Annotated in this window: 20 protein-coding genes, 1 tRNA gene and 1 pseudogene; 16 read left to right on the top strand and 6 right to left on the bottom strand. The window is 71.3% G+C overall.

Annotation, left to right across the window (positions count from 1 at the left end; all coding sequences use genetic code 11):
* Positions 1-38 precede the first annotated feature (38 nt).
* From ACZ53N_RS05065 to ACZ53N_RS05055, 3 genes are all read left to right on the top strand, one after another.
* Entirely contained in the window at positions 39-623 is a 585-nt protein-coding gene (locus tag ACZ53N_RS05065) for an HhH-GPD-type base excision DNA repair protein (RefSeq protein ID WP_469139586.1), read from the top strand.
* A gap of 179 nt (positions 624-802) precedes the next feature.
* Positions 803-1,099, top strand: coding sequence for a type II toxin-antitoxin system VapB family antitoxin (locus tag ACZ53N_RS05060; protein WP_003986294.1), 297 nt, complete (start codon positions 803-805; stop codon positions 1,097-1,099).
* 125 nt (positions 1,100-1,224) lie between these two features.
* Positions 1,225-1,887 carry a LytR C-terminal domain-containing protein gene (locus tag ACZ53N_RS05055; protein WP_469139585.1) on the top strand — a complete coding sequence of 221 codons (663 nt, stop codon included), beginning with the start codon at positions 1,225-1,227 and terminating at the stop codon, positions 1,885-1,887.
* Between the two features lie 130 nt (positions 1,888-2,017).
* Here ACZ53N_RS05055 and upp read toward each other — a convergent pair whose 3' ends face one another.
* Positions 2,018-2,656 (bottom strand): uracil phosphoribosyltransferase, encoded by a 639-nt coding sequence (gene upp, locus ACZ53N_RS05050; protein ID WP_362215473.1) that lies wholly within the window; start codon positions 2,654-2,656, stop codon positions 2,018-2,020.
* A 160-nt stretch (positions 2,657-2,816) separates the two neighbouring features.
* On the opposite strand from upp, the gene ACZ53N_RS05045 reads away from it, so the two are divergent.
* From ACZ53N_RS05045 to ACZ53N_RS05030, 4 genes are all read left to right on the top strand, one after another.
* A complete protein-coding gene (locus tag ACZ53N_RS05045; RefSeq protein ID WP_469139584.1) occupies positions 2,817-3,056 on the top strand; it encodes a hypothetical protein in 240 nt (79 codons plus the stop codon).
* A 226-nt stretch (positions 3,057-3,282) separates the two neighbouring features.
* A complete protein-coding gene (locus ACZ53N_RS05040; RefSeq protein WP_469139583.1) occupies positions 3,283-3,828 on the top strand; it encodes a tRNA adenosine deaminase-associated protein in 546 nt (181 codons plus the stop codon).
* Between the two features lie 34 nt (positions 3,829-3,862).
* Positions 3,863-4,351 (top strand): tRNA adenosine(34) deaminase TadA, encoded by a 489-nt coding sequence (gene tadA, locus ACZ53N_RS05035; protein ID WP_469139582.1) that lies wholly within the window; start codon positions 3,863-3,865, stop codon positions 4,349-4,351.
* An 80-nt stretch (positions 4,352-4,431) separates the two neighbouring features.
* Positions 4,432-4,521 (top strand) — tRNA-Ser (locus ACZ53N_RS05030).
* Positions 4,522-4,623: 102 nt separating this feature from the next.
* Here ACZ53N_RS05030 and ACZ53N_RS05025 read toward each other — a convergent pair.
* A complete protein-coding gene (locus tag ACZ53N_RS05025; RefSeq protein WP_469139581.1) occupies positions 4,624-5,589 on the bottom strand; it encodes a DMT family transporter in 966 nt (321 codons plus the stop codon).
* Between the two features lie 390 nt (positions 5,590-5,979).
* Between ACZ53N_RS05025 and ACZ53N_RS05020 the strand changes: the two genes are divergently transcribed.
* The 6 genes from ACZ53N_RS05020 (at position 5,980) to ACZ53N_RS04995 (ending at position 10,547) form a co-directional block, all read left to right on the top strand.
* Entirely contained in the window at positions 5,980-6,465 is a 486-nt protein-coding gene (locus ACZ53N_RS05020; RefSeq protein ID WP_469139580.1) for an STAS domain-containing protein, read from the top strand.
* A gap of 482 nt (positions 6,466-6,947) precedes the next feature.
* The gene (locus ACZ53N_RS05015; RefSeq protein WP_165451554.1) at positions 6,948-7,112 is read left to right on the top strand and encodes a hypothetical protein; all 165 of its coding nucleotides are present in this window, start codon (positions 6,948-6,950) and stop codon (positions 7,110-7,112) included.
* A 34-nt stretch (positions 7,113-7,146) separates the two neighbouring features.
* On the top strand, positions 7,147-7,440 hold the full coding sequence (locus ACZ53N_RS05010) for a Dabb family protein (RefSeq protein ID WP_469139579.1): 294 nt from the start codon (positions 7,147-7,149) through the stop codon (positions 7,438-7,440).
* A gap of 209 nt (positions 7,441-7,649) precedes the next feature.
* Entirely contained in the window at positions 7,650-8,636 is a 987-nt protein-coding gene (locus ACZ53N_RS05005; protein WP_469139578.1) for an RNA polymerase sigma factor SigF, read from the top strand.
* Positions 8,637-8,835: 199 nt separating this feature from the next.
* Positions 8,836-9,669, top strand: coding sequence for an RNA polymerase sigma factor SigF (locus ACZ53N_RS05000; RefSeq protein WP_130878431.1), 834 nt, complete (start codon positions 8,836-8,838; stop codon positions 9,667-9,669).
* Between the two features lie 59 nt (positions 9,670-9,728).
* Positions 9,729-10,547 (top strand): hypothetical protein, encoded by an 819-nt coding sequence (locus tag ACZ53N_RS04995; RefSeq protein WP_469139577.1) that lies wholly within the window; start codon positions 9,729-9,731, stop codon positions 10,545-10,547.
* A 52-nt stretch (positions 10,548-10,599) separates the two neighbouring features.
* On the opposite strand, the gene ACZ53N_RS04990 is transcribed toward ACZ53N_RS04995, so the two are convergent.
* Positions 10,600-10,815 (bottom strand): hypothetical protein, encoded by a 216-nt coding sequence (locus ACZ53N_RS04990; protein ID WP_469139576.1) that lies wholly within the window; start codon positions 10,813-10,815, stop codon positions 10,600-10,602.
* A 489-nt stretch (positions 10,816-11,304) separates the two neighbouring features.
* Here ACZ53N_RS04990 and ACZ53N_RS04985 point away from each other — a divergent pair, with 489 nt between their 5' ends.
* Both ACZ53N_RS04985 and ACZ53N_RS04980 read left to right on the top strand, forming a co-directional pair.
* Entirely contained in the window at positions 11,305-11,799 is a 495-nt protein-coding gene (locus tag ACZ53N_RS04985; RefSeq protein WP_469139575.1) for a MarR family winged helix-turn-helix transcriptional regulator, read from the top strand.
* Between the two features lie 109 nt (positions 11,800-11,908).
* A pseudogene (locus ACZ53N_RS04980) lies at positions 11,909-13,471 on the top strand (MDR family MFS transporter); the annotation flags it as partial.
* Positions 13,472-13,775: 304 nt separating this feature from the next.
* On the opposite strand, the gene ACZ53N_RS04975 reads toward ACZ53N_RS04980, so the two are convergent.
* The 3 genes from ACZ53N_RS04975 to ACZ53N_RS04965 all read right to left on the bottom strand — a co-directional run bounded on the left by ACZ53N_RS04975 (position 13,776) and on the right by ACZ53N_RS04965 (position 17,144).
* The gene (locus ACZ53N_RS04975) at positions 13,776-14,597 is read right to left on the bottom strand and encodes a TetR/AcrR family transcriptional regulator (protein ID WP_469139574.1); all 822 of its coding nucleotides are present in this window, start codon (positions 14,595-14,597) and stop codon (positions 13,776-13,778) included.
* Positions 14,598-14,798: 201 nt separating this feature from the next.
* Positions 14,799-16,310 carry an MFS transporter gene (locus ACZ53N_RS04970; RefSeq protein ID WP_469139573.1) on the bottom strand — a complete coding sequence of 504 codons (1,512 nt, stop codon included), beginning with the start codon at positions 16,308-16,310 and terminating at the stop codon, positions 14,799-14,801.
* A 75-nt stretch (positions 16,311-16,385) separates the two neighbouring features.
* Positions 16,386-17,144 carry a response regulator transcription factor gene (locus ACZ53N_RS04965; protein WP_469139572.1) on the bottom strand — a complete coding sequence of 253 codons (759 nt, stop codon included), beginning with the start codon at positions 17,142-17,144 and terminating at the stop codon, positions 16,386-16,388.
* Positions 17,145-17,246: 102 nt separating this feature from the next.
* On the opposite strand from ACZ53N_RS04965, the gene ACZ53N_RS04960 reads away from it, so the two are divergent.
* On the top strand, positions 17,247-18,119 hold the full coding sequence (locus ACZ53N_RS04960; protein WP_469139571.1) for an LLM class F420-dependent oxidoreductase: 873 nt from the start codon (positions 17,247-17,249) through the stop codon (positions 18,117-18,119).
* The last annotated feature ends 149 nt before the right edge of the window (positions 18,120-18,268 follow it).

Raw genomic sequence — 18,268 nt, 5'->3', positions numbered from 1 at the left:
CGCGTGCGACGGCCCGGGGCCCGGGGGATCATCGACCTATGTCTCCTTCCCTCCGGCTCGCGCAGCAGCCCGAAGCCGACGAGTTGCTCTCCCGCAGCCCGCTGGCCGCCCTGGTCGGGATGCTCCTGGACCAGCAGGTCCCCATGGAGTGGGCCTTCACCGGGCCGTACACCGTGGCGCGGCGGATGGGCCACGACGACCTGGACGCGCGGGAGATCGCCGCCAAGGACCCCGAGGAGCTGGAGGCGCTGTTCGGGGAGAAACCGGCCGTGCACCGCTATCCGGCCTCCATGGCCAAGCGGGTCCAGCAGCTGTGCCAGTACCTCGTCGAGCACTACGACGGGGACGCGAGCGCGGTCTGGCGCGACGCCGCGACCGGCGGGGAACTGCTGGAACGGCTCAACGAGCTGCCCGGTTTCGGCAAGCAGAAGTCCCAGATCTTCCTGGCGCTGCTGGGCAAGCAGTTCACGGTGACGCCCGAGGGCTGGCGCGAGGCGGCGGGCCCGTACGGCGAGGACGGCTCGCACCGCTCGGTGGCGGACATCACCGGACCGGAGTCGCTGGAGAAGGTCCGCGCCTACAAGCAGCAGATGAAACGGGCCGCCGCCGCGAAGAAGGCGTGAGCCTTCCGGTCCGTCGTCCACAGCCTGTGCATAACGTTCCTGCGGGCCGAATCCGAGGAAAAAGGGCTCTCAGTCATACAAGCTCGCCTCTACATCACTCCCGGTATGCGGCTGATTGTCGCCTTCGCACTACCGCGCCATGGCTGCGCTCGGAGCCTGTCGCCCGGTAGGCTTTCCGTGTGATCTTCAAGCGCATCGGAAACGGGCGGCCGTACCCCGACCACGGCCGGGAAAGCACCCGGCAGTGGGCGGACGTCGCCCCCCGCCCGGTGCGCCTCGACCAGTTGGTGACCACGAAGCAGCAGCTCGACCTCGAGACGCTGCTCGCGGAGGACTCGACGTTCTACGGCGACCTCTTCGCCCACGTCGTGAAGTGGCAGGGCGACCTCTATCTCGAGGACGGTCTGCACCGCGCGGTGCGCGCGGCGCTCCAGCAGCGCCAGGTACTGCACGCCCGCGTACTCGAACTGGGCTGAGCACCGGTCGCGATACCCCCGCACCACCACCCGCCCCGGCCGATATTGGCCCTTTTGGGTTGGGGTGGCCGCAACCCGTTGATCATCTAGTAGGCAGCGGCTCCGGCCCGCACTACGCTGCGCCCATGAGCATGCTCACCCCTCCCGGCATGGGCGGAAAGTACCGCATCACGGGCAGCCGGTTCCCGCACATGCGCCGCCCCCGGAGCCGCCGCAGGATCGTGCTCGCCGCGGTCACCGCGACCGTCGTGCTCGGTCTGGGCGGGTGGGGGACGATCCAGCTCGTCGACGTCTTCTCCGGCGGCGGCAGCACCGAGACCCGCGCGGCCCCCAAGGGCGGCGAGGACGACTGCAAGCCCGCCGACGACGGGACGGCGGGACGGGCGGCGACCACCCCCGCGGCCCCGAAGCCGCTGCCCAAGCCCTCCGACATCACCGTCAACGTCTACAACGCCACGCCACGCGGCGGTCTCGCCAAGACGACGGCGGACGAGCTGGCGAAGCGCGGCTTCAAGATCGGCAAGGTGGGGAACGCCCCCGCCGCGTACGACAAGAAGGTCGCGAAGGCCGGGCTGCTGCTGGGCGGCCCGGATTCCGAGGGCGCGCTGAAGCTCGTGGGCGCCCAGCTCACCGACACCGAGGCGAAGGCCGGCCGGCACGACGACGCGGACATCGATCTGATCCTGGGCACGGGCTTCAAGCAGCTGTCGTCGGCGGCGGACGCCGAACGGGCCGTGGCGGAACTGATCGCGCCGCCGAAGCCGTCGGCGTCCGCGCGGAAGTGCTGAGCGCCGGACGGGCTCTTGTCAGCCCGTCCGGCGCTTGAGGACAGAACACAGCAGCCCGTCCGGCGTTTGAGGACGCGCCCGCAGGGCGCTCGCCGCCGCGGGCGGCACACCGTATCCGCCGCCCGCGGGCTCAGCCCGCGGCGGTCCCGTACATGCGGTCGCCCGCGTCGCCGAGGCCCGGGACGATGTAACCCGCCTCGTTGAGCCGCTCGTCCACCGACGCCGTGACGACGGTGACGGGCGCGCCCGCCAGATCGCGCTCCATGACCTCGACGCCCTCGGGCGCGGCCAGCAGCGTGATCGCGGTGACGTCGTCCGCGCCGCGCTCGATCAGCTCGTTGATCGCGGCGACGAGCGTGCCGCCGGTGGCGAGCATCGGGTCGAGCACGTACACCTGACGCCCGGAGAGATCGTCGGGCATGCGCGTCGCGTACGTCTCCGCCTTGAGGGTCTCCTCATTGCGGATCATGCCCAGGAAGCCGACCTCGGCCGTGGGCAGCAGCCGCACCATGCCGTCGAGCATGCCGAGCCCGGCGCGCAGGATCGGCACCACGAGCGGGCGCGGGTGGGACAGCTTGACGCCGGTGGTGGCGCAGACCGGGGACTCGATGTCGACCTGCTCGGTGCGCACGTCGCGCGTCGCCTCGTAGGCGAGCAGGGTGACCAGCTCGTCGGCGAGACGCCGGAAGGTGGGGGAGTCGGTGCGCTTGTCGCGCAGCGTGGTGAGTTTGTGCGCCACCAGCGGGTGGTCGACGACGTGGATCCGCATGACATCGACATTAACCGAGCTTTCGGGCATCAGCGCCCGCCCGGTGCCCGACGACGGTCTGTCGTCTCACTGGCATCAAACCACCACTAAGGGGGAAAGTGGGCACGTACGCCTGGACTGACGCTCCGGGCGAGGACCTCGGCGCGAGGTGGTGCTGCCCATGGCTGACCGTGACAAGCGCGGACCCGAACCGGCCCCGAAGGCCAGGGAGGCGGGAAGGCCGACCGAGCCCCTTGAACGGGCGGAAGGATCGGAGACCGAAGGGGAACGCAGGCGCAGACGCGCCCAGTTCCTCCGCGAGCTGAACGAGGCCAAGGAGCTGCGGGACCGGGTGCAGCCGCGCCGGGCCCGGGCGGCGCGGATGCGGCAGCAGATGCGCATGCGGACGTTCCGCTGGTGACGGGGAGGGCTCGGGGCGGCCCGCGACACGTGCGGGCGGCTCACCCGACACGGCCGGGCCGCCACGTGAGGCGTACGGGCGACGCACCGGTGTCCGTACGGGCCACGTGAGCCACATCTCTTCGGACTGCTGCACGACGCAGCGCGGAAGACCTCTCGCAACGGCCGGGTTTCTGCCACGATTCCGAGTGGGCGGGGTGGTGTCCCCGTCCGGCCCGGCACCGCCTATGACCAGTGGGAGAGTCACGGTGTACTTCGCCGCACTGCTCGCGCGCACCGAAGACGGGTGGCAAGCGAGCGACACAGACCTCGACAACGTGGAAACCCTGTCGGACTTCGCCGACCTGGCCCGGGAGGCCTCGGTCGACGACGACACGGTCCTGGTGTTCATCGAGCAGGAGGACGCCTGGTTCGGTCTCGTCCGGGTGGATGGCGAGGAGGATCCGCGCATCTACCTCTCGGACGCCGCCGCGGCCAGCCGCAGCTCGTACGGCGCGATGCTCGCCGACGAGCTGCTGGGCCGTGAGGAGAGCGAGAGCGACCTCGACAGCCTGGTCGATCTCGACGGCACGGAGGACGGCGAGCCGGAGGGCACGGCGGACGACGACGCCTCGGGCGACGCCGAGCCGGTGCCGACCGGTCCGCTGGGCGACCCGGAGATCATGGCCGACCTCGGGATGAGCGAGAAGGAGCTGAAGTTGCTCGGCGGGGACGCGCTCGGTGACATCGCGGACATGCTCGGCTGCACCGATGTCCTGGAGGCCGTCCGCTGACGGCCGCCGGGGCGCGCTCGCTCACACTGGTGCCATGAACGCAGCCGCCGAGAACGCTTCGCCCGACCCCGTACGCGACCCGTGGCGCGGCCCCATGCGGGCCGCGCTGGCGGAGGCCGCAGCGGCCCCCGCCACCGGCGACGTGCCGGTCGGCGCGGTGGTGCTGGACCCGGACGGCGCCGTCATCGGCCGCGGCCGCAACGAGCGCGAGGCCACCGGCGATCCGACGGGCCACGCGGAGGTCCTCGCCATCCGCGAGGCCGCGGCCGCCGTCGGCGAGTGGCGCCTGTCCGGCTGCACGCTCGTGGTCACCCTGGAGCCGTGCACGATGTGCGCGGGCGCGATCGTCCTCTCCCGGGTGGACCGGGTCGTCTACGGCGCGGTCGACGAGAAGGCGGGCGCGGCCGGCTCGCTCTGGGACGTCATCCGCGACCGCCGCCTGAACCACCGCCCCGAGGTCATCACCGGCGTCCTCGCCGACGAGTGCGCAACGCTCCTGACGGACTTCTTCCGCACCCGCTGACCCCCTCCCCGGGTCCCCGCGAAGCCCCCTGACGGAGGCCGATTACAAAGCACGGCCAACTGTCCGCTAAGCTTCCTCTCGGTAGCGTGTCCGAGCGGCCTAAGGAGCACGCCTCGAAAGCGTGTGTGGGGGCAACTCCACCGTGGGTTCAAATCCCACCGCTACCGCCATGAACACCCCTCCGACCTGCGGAAACGCGGTCGGAGGGGTGTTTTGCTGTCCGGGCGGCCGGCACGTCGACGAAACGGACGCCGGGCACCCGTCCGGGTCGGTCAGCGGTCGGACGAGCCGCGCGGTCCCGTCGGCACCGGCTCCCGCTCGGCGGCGGCGACGTCGGCATCCCCATCCGCAGCCGTGTCCGTGGCCGGACCGCCGCAGGCGACCGCTCGGGACGGGGTCGGGGGTGCCGGGCGACGGAAGGCGGCGAGGGCCACTCCTGCCAGGACGATCAGGCCGCCGACGCCGGACATGAGGCCCGGGGCGGCGCCGAGGAGGGCCGCGTCGAGGGCGAGGGCCGCCACGGGGACCGCGTAGAGGACGAGGGAGCTGGTCGAGGCCGTGGCCGCCGCGAGGACGCGGGACCAGGTGCAGAAGGCCAGGACCGTGCAGGCGAGGCCGAGCCAGACGACGGCTGCGGTCTGCTGCCAGTCGGCCGCGATCAGCTGGGTGGCCGCGTCCGGGGTGAAGACCAGCAGGGGGACGAGGCCGAAGAGGCTGCCGTAGAAGATGCAGTCCATGCCCGAGTACCGGCGCAGCAGGGGCTTTTGCAGGATGAAGGACGTGGCCTGGGCCGCCGCCGCCAGGACGATCATCGCCATGCCGGAGTACGAGCCGCCGCCGTCGCCGCCGGCCGTCGCCACCACGAGCGCGCCGGACAGCGCCACCACGAGCCCGGCGACGCCCCAGGCGCCGGGGCGCTCCCGCAGGACGAGCATGCCGAGGGCCGTGGCGAAGACGGGGGAGGTGGCCACGAGCATCGCCGCCGTGCCGCCCTCGACGTGCCGTTCACCGGCGTAGAGGAGCAGCTGATAGGCCGTCATGCCGGTGACGCCGAAGCCGGCCATGCGCACCAGGTCGCCCCGGCGCAGTCGGCTGATGCGGCCGGTGAACAGGCACGGCAGCAGGAGCACGAGCGCGAAGGCAAGGCGCAGGACCGCCATGGCCGTCGGGGAGTACCCCTCCAGCGCGATGCGGATCGCCGGGAAGGCCGATCCCCACAACAGGGCCGTCGCGGCCATGAACTTCCACGGAGTCACTGCTCGGCGCTCGCCCGCCATGGTGTTACCGCCTCACGGTCGGCCGGATTCGGACGCTCCCGAAGCTACCGAGACCCGCTCCATAAGTCGAATAACGAATTCCGGTATTTGATCAAAGGTTTCCTTTGGGGTCACCTTGCACCCGATCGGCGGCTTCCCTTCGGCTTCCGTTCGTGCGGGCGTCGAGTGCGACCGTTCCACGGTCGCTCCACGGTCGAAATCCACCACAAGGGCGGGGATTTTACTCCCGGGACCGGCACGCCTGACGGTAAATTCCTGCTTTCCCCCATGCCGGACGCGATTGTGGTGAAATCGCCCCAGGTCAAAAAGCGGCCTTCTCCGGGTCAGAACCAGCACCCTGAAGAGGACCTCATGCAGGTGCCCACCCAGGTCATCTCCGCCCATTGCGTGGTGACCTTCCCCGACGTGGTCGACATCGAGAACGCCCCCGGTCTCCGCACCGCACTGCAAAGGATCATCGAGGCCCATGCGCATACCTGCGACGCGCTGATCGCCGACCTGTCGGCCTCCCGCTTCGCCACCGCGACCGCGCTGTCGGTCCTGGTGGAGGCCCGGCGGCGGACCCGGCGCAATGGAATGGATCTGTACGCGGTGGTGCCGGCGCCACTCGCCCGCAAGTCCTTCGTCCTCACGGGGTTGAACGAATCGATTCCGCTGTACGCGACCCTCGGCGAGGTCCCCGGCCGGGCGACACCACCCGCCCCGGTCGCCGCTCCCGTGCCGGCCGCCTCCGCACGGATGCCCCGTCAGCCGGGCGGCGGACACCTGGGCGAGTGCCGCGCCGAGGACGGCGGCGCGGCGGCGGGAGAGGACCGCCCGGCCCCTGAAGCCCCCTGACTGAGCACCCCGACCGCGCCCCAGGCCAGCCCGTGGCCGTCGCGCTCCCCCCGCGCCCGCGCGCGCGGCGCACGGGCACCGAAAAGCCCCGGCTCCGAACCCGTGATCGAACGGGATCGAAGCCGGGGCTCCGGCGTTTCGTGCGGGGGAAGTCCGGTACGGGGGAAGCGGCGATCGGGGGGACAAGCCGCTTCCCCCGACGAGGACACGGTCTCCAAGTACGGGCCGCAGTCAGGGGAAAGCGCGGCCCGGACCCCGCAGTGAGGCCATGTCCCTCGCCCTCCGGATTCCTGCCAGACCCGTGGGGCGCACCGTCCATCCTCCGCCCACCCCGAGGCCCGACGGGCGGGCGAACGGCCCTGCTTACCGGGCCTTTGGTCCCTAAAGATGACGTGAGTACCGCGCGCGCTTCCGATCTTCGACCGTAGGTACGGATAGACTCTCGCGACCGCACAGGGGAGCAGCCGGGGAGGCAGCGCGTCATGGCGCAAGCGAGGAAGATCGCCACCTACGTCATCATCATTTTCGTGGGGTACACGATCATCACCTCCCCCGCACGGTCGGCCGAGCTCGTCCAGCTAGGCTTCGAGGGGATCTCGGACGCCGCCAAGAGCATCGGCGAGTTCATGACCCAGCTGATCAACTGACCGACCCCGCGTCGCTCGTACGGAGGGCAGCCCCGTGATTCGCCATCTCGTCCTGTTCAAGCTCAACGAGGGCGTCGAGCGCGACGACCCGCGGGTCCTCGCCGGTGTGCAGGCGTTCGAGAAGCTGGGCGGCCTCGTGCCCGAGCTGCGCTCCTGGGAGTGCGCGTGGAACATCACGGACCGGCCGATCGCCTACGACTACGCGATCAACTCATCCGTCGAGGACACCGCCGCGCTCCAGCGCTACCTCGACCACCCCGAGCACCAGGCGGGCGTCGCGCTGTGGCGTGAGTTCGCCACTTGGGTGATCGCCGACTACGCGTTCTGAGCGGTTCCTACGGGCCGTTCGCGGCGTAGGCGCCGCAAGACCCCTCACCACCACGGTGAGGGGTCATTTTTGCGTTCAACACGGTGTTATGGGGTGCTTGCACACAGTGCACATGTCTTGTGATGCTATGACCGCTTTTCCCGGACGAGTTGAGCGACCCGGATGAGTTGAGTGAATTGAATGCGTCGACGTGAAGGGGTGGCGTGACCGTGTCGGCCCGTACCGTGCCCGAAGCCCCCCACCAACGCGACAATCCCGGCACCGCGGCCGGACCCGCCGGACCCCGTGCCGCCGACTCCCCGGCCACCGGCCCCGGCGGCACGCCCGCCGACCCCGGCACCCCTGCCACTCCCGCCACTCCCGCTGCCCCCGACGCGACCCCCGCCCCCGGCCCGGACCCCGACGCCCAGAGCGCCCCGCGCGCCCGGGAGAGCCGGGGCGCGGACGCCAGGGCGCTGACCCAGGTGCTCTTCAAGGAGATCTCCACCCTGGAACCCGGCACCCCCGAGCACGCCCGGGTGCGTGCCGCCCTGATCGAGGCCAACCTCCCGCTCGTGCGCTACGCGGCGGCCCGCTTCCGCAGCCGCAACGAGCCGATGGAGGACGTCGTCCAGGTCGGCACGATCGGGCTCATCAACGCCATCGACCGCTTCGACCCGGATCGCGGGGTGCAGTTCCCGACCTTCGCGATGCCGACCGTCGTGGGAGAGATCAAGCGCTACTTCCGCGACAACGTCCGCACCGTCCATGTGCCGCGCCGCCTCCACGAGCTGTGGGTGCAGGTCAACGGCGCCAGCGAGGACCTGACGGTGCTGCACGGCCGCTCCCCCACCACGGCCGAGATCGCCGAGCGGCTCAAGATCGGCGAGGACGAGGTGCTGGCCTGCATCGAGGCCGGCCGCTCGTACCACGCCACCTCGCTGGAGGCGGCACAGGAGGGCGACGGGCTGCCCGGGCTGCTCGACCGGCTCGGCTACGAGGATCCGGCGCTCGCCGGGGTCGAGCACCGGGATCTCGTGCGCCATCTGCTCGTGCAACTGCCGGAGCGCGAGCAGCGCATTCTGCTGCTGCGCTACTACAGCAATCTGACGCAGTCGCAGATCAGCGCCGAGCTGGGCGTCTCACAGATGCATGTGTCCCGGCTGCTCTCGCGGAGCTTCGCCCGGCTACGATCCGCAAATCGAATCGACGCCTAACCCTTACGGGTGACACCTTCCTGCGGTGATGGGGCAGATATATCGACTTGACGCTACAGCGCGTTGCCGACATGTGACATTCTGCAGGAACTGCGTTTGCCACAGCGCGGCCTCCGGTATTCAGGTGGAGGTTGAACCCCTCGTCCGTACCCTCGGCAGGGGCACCGCTGTGACCCGTCCGCGACCTCAAGGGGGTGGCATGTCCGTAGACCTGGGCAGCGCGAAGGTGCTCGCCAATGACGCACCGCACGCCGTGCTCGACGACTGCGAAGCCATCGACACCCGCACCCTCTCCCGATCGCTCTTCCTGCGACTGGCCACGCTGGAGCGGGACAGCGCGGAGCGTACGTACGTCCGCGACACCCTGATCGAGCTCAACCTCCCCCTCGTGCGCTACGCGGCGGCCCGCTTCCGCAGCCGCAACGAGCCGATGGAGGACATCGTCCAGGTCGGCACGATCGGCCTGATCAAGGCGATCGACCGGTTCGACTGCGAACGGGGCGTGGAATTCCCCACGTTCGCGATGCCGACGGTCGTGGGCGAGATCAAGCGCTTCTTCCGGGACACCAGCTGGTCCGTACGGGTGCCGCGCCGTCTGCAGGAGCTGCGGCTGGCCCTCACCAAGGCCAGCGACGAGCTCGCGCAGAAGCTGGACCGGTCGCCGACCGTTCCCGAACTGGCCCTGTGCCTGGGGGTGTCCGAGGAGGACGTCGTCGACGGCCTGGCCGTCGGCAACGCCTACACCGCCAGCTCGCTCGATTCCCCCTCCCCCGAGGACGACGGCGGCGAGGGCTCGCTCGCCGACCGCCTGGGCTACGAGGACACCGCGCTGGAGGGCGTGGAGTACCGCGAGTCGCTCAAGCCCCTGCTGGCCAAACTGCCGCCCCGCGAGCGGCAGATCATCATGTTGCGGTTCTTCGCCAATATGACCCAGTCGCAGATCGGCGAGGAGGTCGGCATCTCGCAGATGCACGTCTCGCGGCTGCTCACCCGGACGCTGTCGCAGCTCCGCGAGGGCCTCATCGCCGACTGACCCCGGCCATCCCCTTCCCGGGCATGTACTCCTGATTGTCCGTCAGCCACACTGAGCCGATGCGACGGAAGACGATCGTCTCCGCTTCGGCTGCCGCGCGTCGGCTGGCGGCCCTCGGTTGTCTGGGAGCGTGTCTGGGAGCGCTTCTCACGGGTTGCGGCGGTAGCGACCGCGACGGCTATGTCGCGACGGGGGCCGCCGGGCCCGGCACGTCCCGCGCCGGGGTCGTGCCGCCGACGGGCGGTGTGCGACTGATGCCGCTGGACGGCGAGCCGTCGCCCCGCGGGCCGCGCCGGAGCCCTTCCGGAGCGCCGGGTTCATCAAGTGCACCGCAGAAGACATTCCGGGCCGCGCCCTCCATCAGTACGGGCGGGGCCGACAGCCCCGGCAGCCGCATCGATACGGGCGGAACCTGGCCCGGCCCGGGGACGGCCCCGGGCGCTCCCGGCCCTCCCGGCGGTACGGGTCCCGCCGGCGGCGACTCCCCCACGTCCTCCGCGCCCCCTTCGAGCGCTCCGCCGACGTCCCGTCCGCGCCCCTCGCCCTCCACCGGCACCCCGCCCGGCACACCGGCGGTGCTCGACATCGGCACCCCGCGCCGCGAGCCGGACGACGAACGCCGCTGGTGCGAGAAGGTGACCGTGACCTTCACCAACGCCGGCGGACGGCCCGTGACGGGCGGCACGGTCACCTTCGGCAGCCACATCATCGGCCCGCTCGGCACCGACTGGGTGACGCTCACATCGTCGGAGCCGCTGCCCGTGCCGATCGATCCCGGGCAGGCGCGGGAGAAGACCTGGACGGTGTGCGTCGACGCCTGGCGGGTGCCGCCGGGCATGCGCGTCGAGACCCGGGACGTGGCGGTGAAGTGGGGGTGAGGCAGGGCGGGTTCACTCCGCGGACCGCCCGCACCGTCGGCCTGACGCGGACTCAGCCGGCCAGCGCGAGCCAGGCCACGCCGGCCACGACCGCGATCGCGACGATCACACCGACGATGACGCCGGCCCCCGGACCGGAGCGCCTGGCGGCGGCGGGCGCGGCGGCACGGGCGCCGGACTGCCCCTCATCGACGAAGGCACGGAACATCTGGGTGCTGCCCGCGGGGTCGTAGTTGCCCTCGGGGCCCTGCTGACGGTGGTTGGCCATAGGCCAGGACCCTAGCGAAACGGTTGCGCTTGCCGCGCGCGGGGTGGGGTTCGGCGGGGTTCGGCGGACCCTCGGCCACAGGCCCGTCCTGCCGCCAATCGCCTGGCCGGCTGCCGGCCGTCCTTGCCGCCTGCGGCGGCGAGCGCCCTGCGGGCGCGTCCTCAAACGCCGGACGGGCTGGATATGGCTGGCCTCAGCCACCCGGCGCGGACCGGTGTACGCCGGACAGGCTGGATTTGGCTGAGCTCAGCCGCCCGGCGCGGGCAGTCGTTGCCGCCTGCGGCGGCGAGCGCCCTGCGGGCGCGTCCTCAAACGCCGGACGGGCTGGTTTTGGCTGAGCTCCCCCCTTTGCCGCCGCCACAGGTGCGCATAACCCGGAGGCGGGAAACCCTTGGGGTGAGCTTTACCCGAATCCATACCATTTCATTTGCCTGCGGCAACCAACCACCTCTATCGTTGCCCTAAGCAACCGATGGCAGCGAGGGGTCGATGGCCGCACAGGAGCAGTACGAGGAGCTCGCCCGGCAGCTCGGCGCCGTCGGCGCGGTGAAGCGCGATCTGGCGCGGGTGCTGCCGCACGACTGTTCACCCGCTTCGGCCATCGTGCTCACCCTGCTCCACCGGTACGGCGAGATGCGGATGAGCAAGCTCGCCGAGCTGCTCGCCATCGACATGTCGGTGACCAGTCGGCACGTGTCGTACGCGGCCGAGCGCGGCTGGATCGACCGGCAGCCGGACCCCGCCGACAAGCGGTCCCGGCTGTTGCGACTGCTCCCCGCCGGGGAGGCGCTGCTGGAGGAGGTGTCCGCGCGGTACACCCAAGCGCTCGCCGCCTGCCTCGAGGACTGGTCCGACGACGACGTCGGCCGTCTCGTGGAACTGCTCGGACGCCTGCGCCGGAGCTTCGGCGACTGCCGGGCGCGCGCTCCCCAGCACGCGCTCACACCGCACCCGGACGACTCCCTCACCCGTACGTCCGCGTAACCCGCACCACCATCAGACAGAGAAAAGGAAGTTCATGGCTAAGACCACACCAGCCGGTGTGCGGGGCGGCCACGCCAAGCCCGGGGACCCGCAGGGCTCCGACGCCCCCATGACCCACCGGCAGATCATGGAGGCGCTGTCCGGGCTGCTGCTCGGCATGTTCGTCGCGATCCTGTCGTCGACGATCGTCTCCAACGCCCTGCCCGAGATCATCTCCGACCTCCACGGCAGCCAGTCCTCCTACACCTGGGTCGTCACGGCCTCGCTCCTCGCGATGACCGCGTCCACCCCGCTGTGGGGCAAGCTCTCCGATCTCTTCAGCAAGAAGCTGCTGGTCCAGATAGCCCTGGTCGTCTACGTCCTGGGTTCGGCCGCCGCCGGTCTGTCGCAGAACAGCGGCATGCTCATCGCCTGCCGTGTCGTCCAGGGCATCGGCGTCGGCGGTCTGTCGGCCCTGGCCCAGATCGTCATGGCCGCGATGATCTCCCCGCGTGAGCGCGGGCGCTACAGCGGCTACCTCGGCGCGACCTTCGCCGTCGCGACCGTCGGCGGCCCGCTGCTCGGCGGTGTCATCACGGACACCAGCTGGCTCGGCTGGCGCTGGTGCTTCTACGTGGGTGTGCCGTTCGCGGTCATCGCGCTGATCGTCCTGCAGAAGACCCTGAAGCTGCCGGTGGTGAAGCGGAACGTCAAGGTCGACTGGCTGGGCGCGTTCTTCATCAGCGCCGCCGTCACGCTGCTGCTGGTCTGGGTGACGCTGGCCGGGAAGAACTACGACTGGATCTCGTGGCAGACCTACGCCATGGTCGGCGGCTCGGTGCTGCTGGGCGCGGTCTTCGTGTACGTCGAGTCCAAGGCGGCCGAGCCGATCATCCCGCTGCGGCTGTTCCGCAACAAGACGATCACCCTGTCCTCCCTCGCGAGCCTCTTCGTCGGTATCGCGATGTTCAGCGGCACGGTCTTCTTCTCGCAGTACTTCCAGCTGGCGCGCGGCGAGTCGCCGACGATGTCCGGTGTGATGACGATCCCGATGATCGCCGGTCTGTTCATCTCCTCGACCGTCTCCGGGCAGATCATCACCAAGACCGGCCGCTGGAAGAACTGGGTCGTCGTCGGTGGTGTGCTGCTCACCGCGGGTCTCGGGCTGCTCGGCACGATGCGGTACGACACCCCGTACTGGCACCTGGCCGCCTACATGGTCCTCATGGGTCTCGGCATCGGCATGATGATGCAGAACCTCGTGCTCGCCGCCCAGAACCAGGTGGCCCCCGAGGACCTCGGCGCCGCCAGCTCCGTCGTCACCTTCTTCCGGTCGCTCGGCGGCGCGGTGGGCGTCTCGGCGCTCGGCGCGGTGCTCGGCAACCGGGTCACGGACTATGTGAAGGACGGCATGGCCGCCCTCGGCCCCAAGGCCGCCGCGGCGATGGGCCACGGCGGTACGGGCGGCGGCGGCATCCCCGACCTGGACAAGCTCCCGCCGCCGATCCGCACGGTGATCGAGAGCGCCTACGGGCACGGCGTCGGCGACGTCTTCCTCTACGCCGCGCCCTGCGCCCTGCTGGCCTTCATCCTGACCCTCTTCATCAAGGAGGTCGCGCTCAAGAGCCGGCCCGGCGGGCACCCGTCGGCCGAGTCGGCGGCGGCCGACGCCGCGCCCGCGAAGGCGGCGGCCCGCGACTGACAGACCCCGGCGTCAAGGGGGCGCGGTTCGAGCGGAGACGCGCCCCCTGAACGCCGGCACCGGGACCGGCAGCGGCATGGACGGTCCCGGACGATGGGCCCCGGTGGGGGTGTGCGCACAGGCAGGGGACGGCCTGCACGCCACCTACCGGGGCCCCTCGACGTATGTGGCGGATTCTTGGCCACCGGCTCGTTCGCCACCTGCGCCGACAGACGCTTCCCGTCCTGGCCGGCGGACCATCGGCTACCGGCCCGTTCTGCCCACCGCGCCGACAGGCGCCCTGCGGGGCGCGTCCTCAAGCGCCGGACGGGCTGGAAGCACCCGCCCGGTCGCGCATGACCTCGATGCCCGCGATGACCGTGTCCAGGGCGAAGCCGAAGTCCCGCTCCCGCGCCTCGGCGAGCGTCGTACCGGCCAGGTCCTCGGTCATCGCCAGCGCCTCGGGGTGCTGCTCCGCGAAGTCCGGGCGGTCCTTCACCGTAGTGATGACCTGGCGGTAGTACTCGTCCTCGGTCAGTCCCGTGCCCCGGCAGCGCTCCTTGAACTGTCCCTCGACGGTGCTGAAGCCGTAGACGAACTGGAAGACCGCCGCGAGGGCCCCGGACAGGCCCTCCTTCGGCACTCCGCTGTGCCGCATCACCGCGAGGATGGCGTCGGAGAAGGCCATCGAACGCGGGCCGATGTTGAGGTACCGGCCCAGCAGCGAGGGCATCCACGGGTGGGCGACGAGCATGTCGCGGTACTCGACGGCCAGCGCGCGCAGCTGGTCGCGCCAGTCCCCGCCCGCGGCAACCGGATCGGGGACGACCATCTCGCCGCACACCTCGTCGAGGGCGAATTCGAGAAGGTCGTCCTTGCTGTCGACGTACCAATAGACCGACATCGCGGTCACGTCCAGCTCGTCCGCCAGCCGCCGCATGGAGAACTTGGCCAGCCCGTCGGCGTCCAGCAGCCGGACCGTGGCCTCGACGATCCGCTGCCGGTCGAGCGCCCCGGGCCGCTGCTCCTGGCCCTCGCCCTGCTTGCGCTCCGCCTGCTCCGCCTTGCGCTTGTGGGCCGGCTCCGCCGCCAGCCACACACTGGCCCGGAGGTTTCCGGCGCGCTTTCCGCTCGTCATGACGCGCTCTCCTCTTCCTGCGCCGGTGGTACGTATCCGATGCTATGCGCCTGACCGGCGGTTGTTCGGCGACGGGCCGTCCGTTGCCGCCCATGGCTCCGTCCGTTGCCGCCTGCGGCGGCGAGCGCCCTGCGGGCGCGTCCTCAAACGCCGGACGGGCTGAGTTCGGCTGAGCTCAGCCCCACGAGCCGCCGGACAGGGCTAGGACGCCGCCACGGAACGCTCGGCCCGGCGCAGCAGCACCGCCGCGACGATGCCGCCCGCGAGCACCGCGGCCGCGCCGACCAGCTGGCTGGTCTGCACCCCACTGGAGAAGGCGTCCTCGATCGCGGTCCGCTCCGCGTCCGTACGGGCCGAGGCCAGCGCGGCGGGCAGTGAGCCCGCACCGGCGGCGACGGCCGGGACGAGGGCCGCGAAGCGCGAGTTGAGGACCGCGCCGAGGACCGCGACGCCCAGGCCGTTGCCGCACTCCTGGAGCGTGCCGTTGACGCCCGCGCCGACGCCCGCCTTCTCCGGTGGGATCGCGGACATGATCGCGTTTGCCATGGCGGGCATCGAAAACGCGATGCCGGTACCCATCATGACCAGGCCGAGCAGCATGCCCCCGTAGCCGTGCGCGCCGAGGACCGCGATGGCCGCGAGCCCGCCGGCCAGCATGCTCATGCCGCCGATGATCAGTGTCGGGGTGCCGAGTTTGGGCAGCAGCCGGGCGCCGACGCCGGTGAGGTTGAGGGCGACGATGACCAGCGCCAGCGGCGACATCCGCAGACCGGTGGCCAAGGGGTCGTAGCCGAGGACGAGTTGCAGGTGCTGGGTGAGCAGGAAGAGCGAGCCGCCCATGCCGAAGGCGACGAGGATGCCGCCCGCTACGGCGCCCACGAAGCGGCGGTTGCGGAAGAAGTGCATGTCCAGCATGGGGAAGGGGACACGCCGCTCCCACAGCGCGAAGAGCGCGAGCGCGACGGCGCCGATGCCCGCCGAGAGCAGCACCCGCCCGGACGTCCAGCCGTGCTCCGGGCCGGAGATGATCGCGAAGACGACGCAGGTCATGCCGATGGTGGAGAGCAGCGCGCCGAGCAGGTCCGGGCGGTCGCCCGTGGGGTTCTTGGACTCCGGCACGAGCTTGAGCACGGCGACGAAGCCGAGCAGCGCCACCGGCACGTTGATCAGGAAGATCGAGCCCCACCAGAAGTGGTTGAGCATCGCCCCGCCGACGAGCGGGCCGGCGGCGAAGCCGAGCGAACTCACCGCCCCCCACAGGCCGATGGCCTTGGCGCGCTCGTCCTCGTCGAAGACCTGGACGATGACGGCCAGCGTGGTGGTCATCAGCAGCGCGCCGCCGACGCCCATGCCCGCGCGGGCGGCGATCAGCTGTCCGGTGGTCTCGGCCAGCCCGGCGAGCAGCGAGCCGATCCCGAAGAGCGCGAGGCCGAGCGCGAGCAGCTTCTTGCGCCCGTAGCGGTCGGCGGCGCTGCCCGCGGTGAGCAGCAGTCCGGCCTGGACCAGCGAGTAGGCGTTGATCATCCACTGGATGTCGGAGGTCGCGGCGCCCATCTCCTCGGTGAGGGAGGGGATCGCGACATTGAGGACGGTGTTGTCGAGGAGGACGGTGAGCTGGGCGAGGCAGATGACGCCGAGAATCACCCAACGGGTGGGATGACGCTGCGGTTTCCGGTCTCCGGCGTCGCGCTGGGCGGCGGTCGTCGCCGTCATGACGGGCTCCCTTGTGCGGTGTGCGACCAGTAGCGACGTACACCGTACAAGGGTCGTTCTACGCCGTACAACGGATTATGCGCGCGGGGCCTCGGCGCGCGGGGGCGCGGCCTTGATCAGATAGCCGACGCCGCGCCGCGTGTGGATCATCGGCTCGCGACCGGCGTCGATCTTCCGGCGGAGATAGGAGATGTACAGCTCGACGACGTTGGCCCGGCCGCCGAACTCGTAGGACCACACCCGGTCCAGGATCTGCGGCTTGCTGAGCACCCGCCGCGGGTTGCGCATCAGGAAGCGCAGCAGCTCGAACTCGGTGGCCGTCAGCCGGATCTCCGTGCCGCCCCGGGTCACCTCGTGACTGTCCTCGTCCAGCACCAGGTCCCCGACGGTCAGCACCGAATCGCCCTGCGGCGCGGCGGCCCGGGAGCGGCGGAGCAGTCCGCGCAGCCGGGCGACGACGTCCTCCAGGCCGAACGGCTTGGTGACGTAGTCGTCGCCGCCCGCCGTGAGCCCGGCGACGCGGTCCGCGGAGCCCTTCGCCGTCAGGAAGAGCACGGGCAGATCAGGGTGTTCGCGCCGCAGCCGCCCCAGGAGGGACAGACCGTCGGCGTCGGGCGGCATCGCGTCCAGCACGACGGCGTCGGGCCGGAACTCCCGGGCGCGGCGCAGCGCCGTCGCCCCGTCGGCCGCGGTCCGCACGTCCCAGCCCTCGTAGCGCAGGGCCATGGTCAGCAGCTCCGTCAGCGGCGCCTCGTCATCGACGACCAGCACCCGTACGGCACTTCCGTCGTCGTGCGTCAGCTCGGCCCGCCTGTGGGGTGTGGTGATGGTCATGGTCCCGAGGGTGGTCCCGGCCCGTGAGAGCCCTCTTTCCGTCCCCTGTGAATCGTCTGAGAATCCGGGAATAACCGGATGGAACCTCCGGTTGTTGGGCGCATGGCACTCACCACAGACCTTGGCAGGATCGGCATCTGGAGCCCCGCGCTCCGCGCGGACGACCCGGAGAAGTCCGCCGAAGTCCGCGAGACCGCGGCCGAGTTGGACGAGCTGGGCTACGGAACGATCTGGCTCGGAGGCAACGCCCGCATGGACGAGGCGGCGCGGCTGCTGGCGGCCACGGACCGGGTGAGCGTCGGCACCAGCATCCTGTCGATCTGGCAGCACGAGGCGGCCGACGTCGCCGCCCAGTACGCGGCGCTGGCCCCCGCCGACCGGGAGCGCTTCGTTCTCGGCCTGGGCGTCAGCCACGGCCACATGGTCGACGGGTACAAGAAGCCGTACTCCGCGATGGTGGAGTACCTGGACGCGCTGGACGCCGCGCCCGTGCCGCTGCCCGCCGGGCGGCGCATGCTGGCCGCCCTCGGGCCGAAGATGGTGCGGCTCGCCCGCGACCGCGCGGCGGGCGCCCTGCCGTATCTCGTCACGGCCGAGCACACCGCCCGGGCCCGCGAGGCCCTGGGCGAGGGCGTGCTCCTCGCGCCCGAGCTGAAGGTGGTCCTCGACGACGACCTCGCCCGCGCCCGGGAGACCGCCCGCGGCTATCTCGCCCGCTACCTGCCGATGCCCAACTACACCAACAACCTGCTACGCCTCGGCTTCACCGAGGAGGACTTCGAGGGCAACGGCAGCGACCGGCTGCTCGACGCGGTCTTCGCCCTCGGCGACGCCGCGGCGGTGCGCGCGCGGGTGGACGAGTTCCTGGCGGCCGGCGCGGATCACTTGGCCGTTCAGGTCGTCCGCCCCGACATGACGTCCCTGCCGCGTCCGGAGTGGCGGGCGCTGGCGGAGGCGCTGCCGCTCGGGCGCTAGGCCGCCGAGCGCCCTGCGGGCGCGGGGGGGGAAAGAGAGAGGGGGGGGGGGGGGGGGGGGGGGGGGGGGGGGAGGGGGGGGGGGGGGGGAGAGGGGGGGGGGGGGGGGGGGGGGGGGGGGGGGGGGGGGGGGGAGGGGGGGGGGGGTGG

The sequence above is a fragment of the Streptomyces sp. NPDC033229 genome (genome assembly GCF_055576875.1).
Note: the sequence above shows the minus strand (reverse complement) of the source record. Positions and strands in the feature narration are given on the sequence as shown.